The organism is bacterium, assembly GCA_024226335.1.
GTDB lineage: Bacteria > Myxococcota_A > UBA9160 > SZUA-336 > SZUA-336 > JAAELY01.
The window spans coordinates 1-8,382 of the sequence record JAAELY010000361.1; the positions used below are offsets into that span (position 1 = coordinate 1).

Annotated in this window: 9 protein-coding genes and 2 pseudogenes; 3 read left to right on the forward strand and 8 right to left on the reverse strand. The window is 60.4% G+C overall.

What is annotated here, in order from left to right; all coding sequences use genetic code 11:
• Positions 1-820 (reverse strand): hypothetical protein (locus GY725_18950; protein ID MCP4006267.1); only part of this gene is annotated, 820 nt, incomplete at its 3' end.
• 850 nt (positions 821-1,670) lie between these two features.
• A complete protein-coding gene (locus GY725_18955) occupies positions 1,671-1,952 on the reverse strand; it encodes a response regulator (protein MCP4006268.1) in 282 nt (93 codons plus the stop codon).
• 445 nt (positions 1,953-2,397) lie between these two features.
• Here GY725_18955 and GY725_18960 point away from each other — a divergent pair, with 445 nt between their 5' ends.
• Positions 2,398-2,811, forward strand: a complete 414-nt coding sequence (locus GY725_18960; GenBank protein MCP4006269.1) for a hypothetical protein — start codon at positions 2,398-2,400, stop codon at positions 2,809-2,811.
• Here GY725_18960 and GY725_18965 read toward each other — a convergent pair.
• The 3 genes and pseudogenes from GY725_18965 to amt form a co-directional block, all read right to left on the reverse strand.
• A pseudogene (locus tag GY725_18965) lies at positions 2,761-2,943 on the reverse strand (sensor histidine kinase). The gene GY725_18960 and the pseudogene GY725_18965 overlap by 51 nt on opposite strands.
• The gene (locus GY725_18970) at positions 2,933-3,196 is read right to left on the reverse strand and encodes a hypothetical protein (GenBank protein ID MCP4006270.1); all 264 of its coding nucleotides are present in this window, start codon (positions 3,194-3,196) and stop codon (positions 2,933-2,935) included. The pseudogene GY725_18965 and the gene GY725_18970 overlap by 11 nt, the downstream one beginning before the upstream one ends.
• A gap of 5 nt (positions 3,197-3,201) precedes the next feature.
• Complete coding sequence (gene amt, locus GY725_18975; GenBank protein MCP4006271.1) at positions 3,202-4,416, reverse strand: ammonium transporter; 1,215 nt, start codon at positions 4,414-4,416, stop codon at positions 3,202-3,204.
• Between the two features lie 359 nt (positions 4,417-4,775).
• Here amt and GY725_18980 point away from each other — a divergent pair, with 359 nt between their 5' ends.
• A complete protein-coding gene (locus tag GY725_18980; GenBank protein MCP4006272.1) occupies positions 4,776-5,063 on the forward strand; it encodes a hypothetical protein in 288 nt (95 codons plus the stop codon).
• Here GY725_18980 and GY725_18985 read toward each other — a convergent pair whose 3' ends face one another.
• Entirely contained in the window at positions 5,064-5,819 is a 756-nt protein-coding gene (locus GY725_18985) for a hypothetical protein (GenBank protein MCP4006273.1), read from the reverse strand.
• A 161-nt stretch (positions 5,820-5,980) separates the two neighbouring features.
• The gene (locus tag GY725_18990; GenBank protein MCP4006274.1) at positions 5,981-6,304 is read right to left on the reverse strand and encodes a cyclohexanecarboxylate-CoA ligase; all 324 of its coding nucleotides are present in this window, start codon (positions 6,302-6,304) and stop codon (positions 5,981-5,983) included.
• Here GY725_18990 and GY725_18995 point away from each other — a divergent pair.
• Positions 6,248-6,643 (forward strand): annotated as a pseudogene (locus GY725_18995) (transposase). The gene GY725_18990 and the pseudogene GY725_18995 overlap by 57 nt on opposite strands.
• Positions 6,644-6,817: 174 nt before the next feature.
• Here the strand turns inward: GY725_18995 and GY725_19000 are convergent.
• Positions 6,818-8,382: amidohydrolase family protein (locus GY725_19000; GenBank protein ID MCP4006275.1), on the reverse strand; the 1,565-nt coding region annotated here is incomplete at its 5' end.

Genomic DNA, 8,382 nt, shown 5'->3' on the forward strand with positions numbered 1-8,382 from the left:
CCACGCCGCCGAAAAACTGGTTGTTGTCATGAATGTAGTTGTTCATGATCTTCCAGTCTTCCATCACCGGAAGCGCGGGCTCTGAAGCACCGGCTGGGTGGTAGAGGCCCATCCCGATCGTGTTGTCGTACATCTCGTTGTCCACGATGACGAGGTCGTTGGAGATCGTGACTTCGAGCCCGGTTACGCTCGAGTGGAGCGTGTTGCCGATGACCCGCACGTTCGTGCTGCCCTCGATCCACATCGCGCTGTCGAGAGAACCGTAGGAGAGGTTGTTCTTGACCAGACCATTCGCCGAAAGCTCCGGGATGATTCCGTTCTCCAGGTTGTTGATGGACTCGTTGTTCAGGATCTTGAAGTTCTCTACGAACTCCAGCTTGATCCCGTCGCCCGGAAATCCTTCGACGGTAATCCCCTGAATGCGCGAGCCAGTGATGACGCAATTACAAGAGCTTCCGCCCTCGGGTTCGACGAGAATGCCGTCCTCATTGGATCCATCGGGGTTGGGCCTGAGAATGACCTTGTCGCCGTGCCTGCGCTTCCCGATCAGGCGAATGCCATCCTGCTTGATGCGTACTCCCCGCCTGGCGTTCTCCGCCCCGTAGTAGACACCCGGCCTGAGGATGATCCTGGTCCCAGGTGCAGCGGCATCCACCGCCTCCTGGATCGAATCGCCGGGTTCGAGGACGACCCGCCTTCCATGTCCGGCACTCGCAACTGCAGGCATGCAGAGAATCGCAAGGACCACCACAAGAGAGCCAAGGGCAGCGCGATTGAGGAACCAGTTCGGCTCAAGGTGCCGACGGTTTCGGAGCGTCATAGCGGTTTCCCCTCACAAAATTGAACGTGTAGGCATTTCTCTTCAGTATAAACGCGACTTATTGATCCGGGCGACTATGGACGCCGGAAGACAGGTAGTCAAGGAACTGGGAGAAATGGCCGAATGGCCTCACTTCCGGGAGAGACCGTCGGCAATTGATCCCATCGCTCGCAACCGCCCCAGTCTGTCGGCTCCTTCGCGAGGACCGGGTAGTTGATCCCGGCCTGCTCGAGCTTGCGAAAGTTGGGGACCACTGCGCCGACGACCAACCCGCCCCAATTCACCGTACCAACTCCTGTGCAAGTCTCGGCCCGAGTGATCCTGCCCCCTTGGCTGGTTCCAGTCCGGTGCTTTTCTTCTAGCCTCGTGAATGCAGCTCCGGCGCAACGCCCTGGATCTGAACCGCAAACACCGCCATTGGCATCTCCCCCGGCGACGAGTGCGATCTTGCTTAGATGTAGTCCCGTGGGGTCTCCGGGACTTCATCGGCGTAGGGATGCAGCCTCCAAGTCCCTACCTGAATTCATACCACTCTCGGAATCGAACGCGAAAGCCCCCGTTGTTTTCCTTTCCATAGGGTCGGAGCGCAAGGCTTACTTCCCAGTCGCCACAGATTCTTCGATCCGGGCGTCTGCTCCCGTCGAGGGGCTCCGTGGGGGACTGCTACGACAACGCGATGATCGAGTCGTTCTGGAGTCGGATGCAGGTTGAACTCCTCGATCGGCAGCGTTGACACTCGTCGCTTCGCATGGTCTCGCCAGTCGAGTATGAACTACAGAACGCACGATCTACGGCGGCATGAGTCCAGTTTTCTTGCTCCGGCAACCCCGGGGCGGTTCAGGCACCGTGTTCATGAGTAGAGCCACACGCGGAGCATTGAGAACAGCTTGCCCATATCGACTGGTTTCGCGAGGTAGTCGTTGGCTCCCACCTCGATGCACTCGGCCCGATCTTCCCTCATCACCTTGGCGCTCAGCGCGATGATCGGTAGATCCTCGAACTGTTTCTGCTGTCGAATCTCGCGAATGGCCTGATGGCCGTCCATCTCGGGCATCATGATGTCGATCAGCACCAGATCGAAACCCGGATCCTCGGCTAGCATGTCCAGCGCCTCTCGGCCATTTGTGGCCATCGTTGGCCATCTGAAGCGCCGTTCGCCCATCCCTTGTCAGCAGTCGTTTGAATCCCTTCTCCTGGGAGAGATCGAGCAATTCCTCTGCCAGTTGTCCATCTGGCACCACGACCAGCAGCGAGCGGTCATCGCGTGCCGTGCTCTCGCGGTCGTCGGTGATCGATTCGAGTTCGCTTTCTGCGCTGCGCGGCTCGTTGCCAGCCAAATCCGCGGAGGTCGAAGACGGCACTTCTGTTACAATCTCGGGTGTATCTGCAGTCTTCGCTTCTTCAACCCGTTTCTCGCTCTTCGAGGACAGGGACTCCGGAATGAAGAGCATGAAGCGGCTCCCGCGCCCCTCCTCACTCTCGACCTGAATCTCGCCGCCGAGCAATTTTGCGAGTTGGTTGGAGATCGACAGCCCCAGACCGGTTCCCCCGTATTTTCGACTGATGGATCTATCGGCTTGCTGGAAGGCATCGAAGACGCTTTGCAACTTGTCCTCGGCGATGCCGATGCCGGTATCCGAAACAGTAAGGACGATCGTGCTGTCCGGCGCGAGGCCTCCTTTGGGCAGGCCGGTGTTAGTCCCCGCGCGGTCGATGCTGAGGGAAACGCTCCCGCGACTGGTGAACTTGAAGGCGTTGGACAGGAAATTCGTCACGATCTGGCCGAGCCGCTGCTCGTCGGTGACGATGCGTTCCGGGAGGTCGTCCGCCACGCGGCACGTGAACTCCAGTCCCTTGTCTTCGGCGAGGCTCTTGAGCCGTGTCTCGATCTCAGCGGCGAACCCGTCCAGACGCAGATCCGCTACGTCGACCTCCATCTTGCCGCTTTCGATCTTCGACAGATCCAGGAATTCATTGATCAGCCCAAGTAAACCCTGGCCGGACTGGTGGATGGTCCGGGAGTATTCCATCTGCTTGTCGGTCAAGTTCGCGCCCTGGTTGTCGGCCAACAATCTGGAAAGGATCAACATGCTGTTGAGCGGAGTGCGCAGCTCATGGGACATTTTGGCCAGGAATTCCGACTTGTAGCGGCTCGCGGTCGCTGGCCTTTTCCTCGAGCATGTTTCGTGTCTCGATCGCCGTCGTCAGACTCCGGTTCGAGGCCTCGAGATCGGATGCGGCGCTACGCAGATCCCGGGTCTGGGAGTTCATCTTGCCGAGTACGCCGTTGTAGCGAACGGCGATCCGGCCGACCTCCGTATGAGGCTCCACGCGCACCGGCTGCGCGAAGTTGCCGCTGTTGCGTTGCTGCTCCATCTCGTTCAGAAGATCGAGAAGCTCGATCCCGCCCCGTGTTCCGAGACGTTCAGACCGATCTCCTCTTCCTCTTCGCTCACGCGCAGCGCTGTGAACCGTTTCAGCAGATGCAGTGCGACAAAGGCGATACCAAAGGCCCACGCGAACGCCACGGCGCAGCCCATGAGTTGGACGGAGAGCTGGCCCACCCGTCCCAGACCCGTCCCCCAGATTTCGGGCGTTCCTAGAAGCGCCACTGAAAGCGCGCCCCAGACGCCGCCACCGGCATGAATCGGAATGGCGTCGTCAATCTGCAGGCGTTCCAGCAGAACGCTCATACCAAGATAGACGGGCGCGGCGACCAGGCCAATGATTACGGCACCGATCTCCGTGACGAAATTGCAGGAGGCTGTGATCGCGACAAGACCGGTCAGTAAACCGTTCATCACGCGGTCTGGCCGGACTAGCCCATCGTAAACCCGGGAGATCACCAGCATCGCGGCGCCTCCCGTGGCGCCAGCGAGGATCGTGCGCAGGACGATTGCGGAGACGTTTGTGTCGAGTGATAGGGTGCTGCCCGCGTTGAAGCCAATGAAGCCCACGAGCAGCAACAGGACGCCGAGGCCCGAGAGTGGCAGGTTGTGGCCGATGATCGGGTGATCCGTCTCCGAGTCGAAGCGCCCTTTGCGCGGGCCGACGGCGAGCACCGCCGCCAGAGCGACCCATCCTCCGACAGAGTGAACCGCGGTTGCACCCGCGAAGTCGATGAATCCGGCCTCGGCCAGCCAGCCTTGGGAACCGATGCCGGACAGTCCCCCCCAGATCCAGTGGCCGATCACCGGGTAGATGAGCCCACAGACCAGAACGGTCGTTATCAGGTAGGAGGAAAAGCGGGTGCGCTCAGCGATGGCGCCCGAGACGATGGTGGCTGCGGTCGTACAGAAGAAGAGTTGAAAGACGAAGACCGCGGTCCACCAGGCATCGTTCGAGGTGCTGAAAAGGAAGTCTGTCGTACCGATGAGCCCGGCGGTGCTCACTCCGAACATCAGAGCAAAACCGACACTCCAGTAGACGAAGGACCCGACGCAGAGGTCGACGATATTCTTGAGGGCGACGTTGATGCTGTTCTTGGCGCGAATGAGGCCCGTTTCGAGACACAAGAACCCGCCCTGCATCAGGAGGACGAGTCCGGAACAAAGAAGGATCCAAACGACGTCCTGCAGCGAATGTTCGGCTTGCATCGAAGTCCCTCTAGCCGGCTATCCGCCCAAAGCGGCCGACGGTGTGCGCTCGATGGCCCGGCTGCTTCTCCGGGCATGATGGTGGGAAGATGGGTGCCCAGTTCCTCATTCGTTCGATCTGGTAGTTCGCAGGCTTCATCTCTTCCCGATACTTCTCGAAGGCGACAATCCCTACTCAACGATCGAATATCGATTCGACACTTACGCGGATCGATCAGCTGGGTCTACCCCACTCGGATCGACTTCGAGCCAGTGCACTTTGAGTGTAATTGTCCCAACAGGCTGTACTGATGGACGGGTCTCTCAGGTATGTTTGGCCTGCTCCCGACCCCGCTCCCCCGTCGCAAGGAGCGGGCTCCTTGTTTCGCCCGAGGTGCGTGCCCTGGGCGAAGTGGATCGCGCGCACAACACCGAGCTGTCGCAGCGATCCCGTCCGCAAGGATCGGCGACGGCCGTTGCTTCGCTTGCTCGAGCGCGGCGTGATTTCGTCCGATGTCGATCTCGAGCTGGCTGCGGACCTGGTGGTCGGTCCGATCGCGGTAGCGCTCTACGCAAAGGGTGCCAAGCTGCATCCGCGCATCGTTGGCCCGATGGTCGAGATGGCGGTGTGCGGCATCAAGCGAGCCGGCGCGGAGACGAGCGGCTGACTAGAGCCGCTCGATGCACTCCAGCAGATCCGCGCGCACGTGCCGCTTGTCGATCTGCTCCTGGATCTCCTCGCGGCTGATCTCGCCATGTTCTTGCGCGAGCTTCAACAGCTCCATGAAGCTGCGCTCCTGACGGGGATCCGGGTGGGCGCGGTGCACGTCGTCTCGGACGACCCATTGCGAAACCGACGACCCGGCGCGCCGCATGGCGCTGCGCAGCCGGCGCAGTTCGATAGCCAGCTTCGCCAACGGCCCGAGTGCCGTCTTGTCCAGAAGCTGGTCCCAGTCGAAGTCGACCGGCAGGCCGGTCTTCCACGGCTGTGTCAGCGCACGCGTCAGGTGAAGGATGCGCGTCTCATCGGTCAGCGTGTCGAGGTGGTTCCACTCTTCGTCGAGCAGTCCGATCGTCGCGGGGTCTTCATAGGCCAGCATGGCCCACTGCTGGTAGTCGATCTCGTGGGCGAACATGCGGTCGACCTGTTGGTCGAAGCGCCAGTGCTCAAGCTTCGCGCAGTCGAGCAGCATGACGCTGGAGTTGTATGGCTGGTTGAAACGGTCACGCCCCGGGCGCGCCAGGATGGCGCGGCCGCCCATCTCGAGATTGAGCAGCGGAGTCAGGTCGCCGACGGCGAAGATGTCCGGATCGATGACGAGCACACGGCCTTCGAAGCCCGCCGCCTGTGCCGCGCTCATGCGCACCGGCATGAAGGCATTCAGATCGCCGTTGTGCCAGACGTGTGAACGACCGCGGCGCAAGTACGTGTCTCCTTCGCGTCGGAGCAGGGCGGGACAGTCCTGTAGCTTCAGGAACTCGGGCTCGACCGGCGCTCCGGAACGGCTGTGCCAGCGCACCGAGAACGCCGCGACCCGCGCCGGCAGCTCCAGGCGTTCGTTGCAGTGGATGAAGACGCGGCAGGTCATGGGTAAAGCGATCCGCCGCTAGCGAGAGCGCACGTAGCGCGCGCCAACTCGGCCTTCAGGATCTTGCCGGTCGCGTTCCTCGGCATCTCCGCCACGAGCTCCAGCTGCTCCGGGATCTTCTGCTTCATCAACTTGTGTCCCTCGAGAAAGGCGACCATCTGGGTGAACTCCAGGGGGTCATAGGCATTCCGACGGAGAACAATAGCACGGCACCGCCCTCCCGTGTCGGCATCGGGCAGGCCGATCACGGCGACGTCTTCTACCTGATCGTGCTCGTACAGCAGATCCTCGACCTCGCGGGCGCTGATGTTCTCACCCATCCGGATGATGACATCCTTGAGCCGACCCGTGGAAAGACCGGCGCGCCGCCGACATCGCGGAAGCGCACGCCGGTTTCGTTTGCGCGTGTCGCGGTGTCTGAGCAGAGCGCGCCGACGACAGCGCAGCTGAACCCGAAGAGTGTCGCGTCGCCATCGGTCCTGGCCGCGGTCGCGACCGCGAAGCACGTCGATGCGCTGCCGTTGTACCGGCAGGAATCCATCCTGGCGCGCTCGGGCATCGAGATCTTGCGAGCGACGCTGGCGAGCTGGATAGTGAAGTTTAGGGATGCCGCACAGCCGCTGATCAACCTGATGCGCACACGGTCGAAGACTACGAAGCGTTGCTCTCGCATCGCGTCGATCCCGCGCTCCTGCCGTTCCCCGTCAACGACGTACTTCGCTGAGCGCTTACGTTGTAGTTGCTACGGTGCGGCGTTCCCGGTTCTCAATGGGATAGGCCAAGCTGCTGGCCCGCGGGCAGGTACTTCGAGCCCCCTCCCTTGCAGTCTGACGTCATTCCCGAGCCGCGGGATGGACAGCACCCTCGAATACGACTCCCCAAACGGGAATGTCCTTCAGCTTCTTGGCGCCAACGCTGTAGGGGTCTTCTTCCAGTACCGCGAAATCAGCCATCTTGCCGGCACGGATCGAGCCGACTTCATCCTCTTTGCCGATAATCCAGGCGGCATCAATGGTGATGGCACGCATCGCCGCATCAATGCTGATCCGTTCAGTTTGATTATTCCTGTTGCCGTTTATGGTCGTCCGATTTGCCGCGGACCAGGCCAGGGTCAGCGGACTGAGTGGCGCCATCGGGGCGTCGGAGTGCAGCGCGAATGGAACCCCCAAACGTTCGAGGGAGCCCAATCGAACCATTTGCCGGGCACTGTCCTCGCCTAGCCACTTGTCCGCGTAGATGTCGCCCAGGATGTACTGGTAATACGGATTGGCCGAAACGACGGCATCGAGCGCCTTGATCTGGCGGTTCTGATCCTCGGTCGTGTAGGCGAAATGCTCCAATGAAAAACGGTGATCCTGGCGTGGTTTCTGATCTTGAAGCGTACGCAGGATATTCAGCCAGGCGGCGGTGCTGCCATCACCGTTGACGTGAGCATGAATCTGAAAACCTTCGTTCCAGAAGGCGCGAGCCCATTCGGTCGTGACCTCTAGTGGGGCCATCCACATGCCCTTGTGCCCATCCATGTAACCCGGGAAACCGGCTTGCGAGGCGCCTGAGAAAATGGCGCCGTCCACCATGACCTTGAAATGCCCATCAAACATGACCCGGTGTGAATTGCCCTTGGTCCACTCCTCAACCTCTTTGAGCGCATCGGGGATCGTGACATTCCTGGCAAGAAAGTCGGTGATCAGTGGTGTCAGGATGATTCGGGCTGGTGCGTTGGATTCTTCGACCACTTTGCGGATCAGGGCAGTCTCGCCCACGGGATCTCCGAACACACCGATGCCCATGTCCAGCACCGTCGTGGTGCCGGATTGGAGCAACATGTCGAGGAAGTTCTGCATCCCCTTGCCGTAATGAACGGGGTCGAACAGGAATGGCATCTTGGGCAATAGAAGCTTTGCCCCATTCTCCCAGAAATGACCCTTCTTCCAGTCGATTTCATGGTGCCCTTCTGCGTCCGCTTCGCGAATGCCCAACAAATCGAATGCAGCATCATTGCCAATCAATTCATGGAAGGAGCGCTGCCAGATCATGACCGGTTTGTCACCGAATAGTCGGTTCAATTCTTTACGATAGACGGGGCCATGCCACAGTTCGTGATAGCCCCAGGCGATGAAGGGGATCTTGGGATCGCGATCTGGATCGGAAAAATGCTTGTCAACAAGCGCTTTCAGTTTGGAAATGTAGGCTTCAGGTGTCGTCGCACCGGGAAATTCCCCGGTAGGCAAAGACCAGTCATCGGGCGCGAGAAACGGGAATTGCGTCAATACCGCAGGCAGGGACGGATGCACATGCGGGTCGATGAAGCCCGGCATGAGGATCTTGTCTTCGAGGCTGCGGTCGATCTTTGCCCCGCGCTGGTCGATCCATCCCTTCAGTGACTCCAGCGATCCGA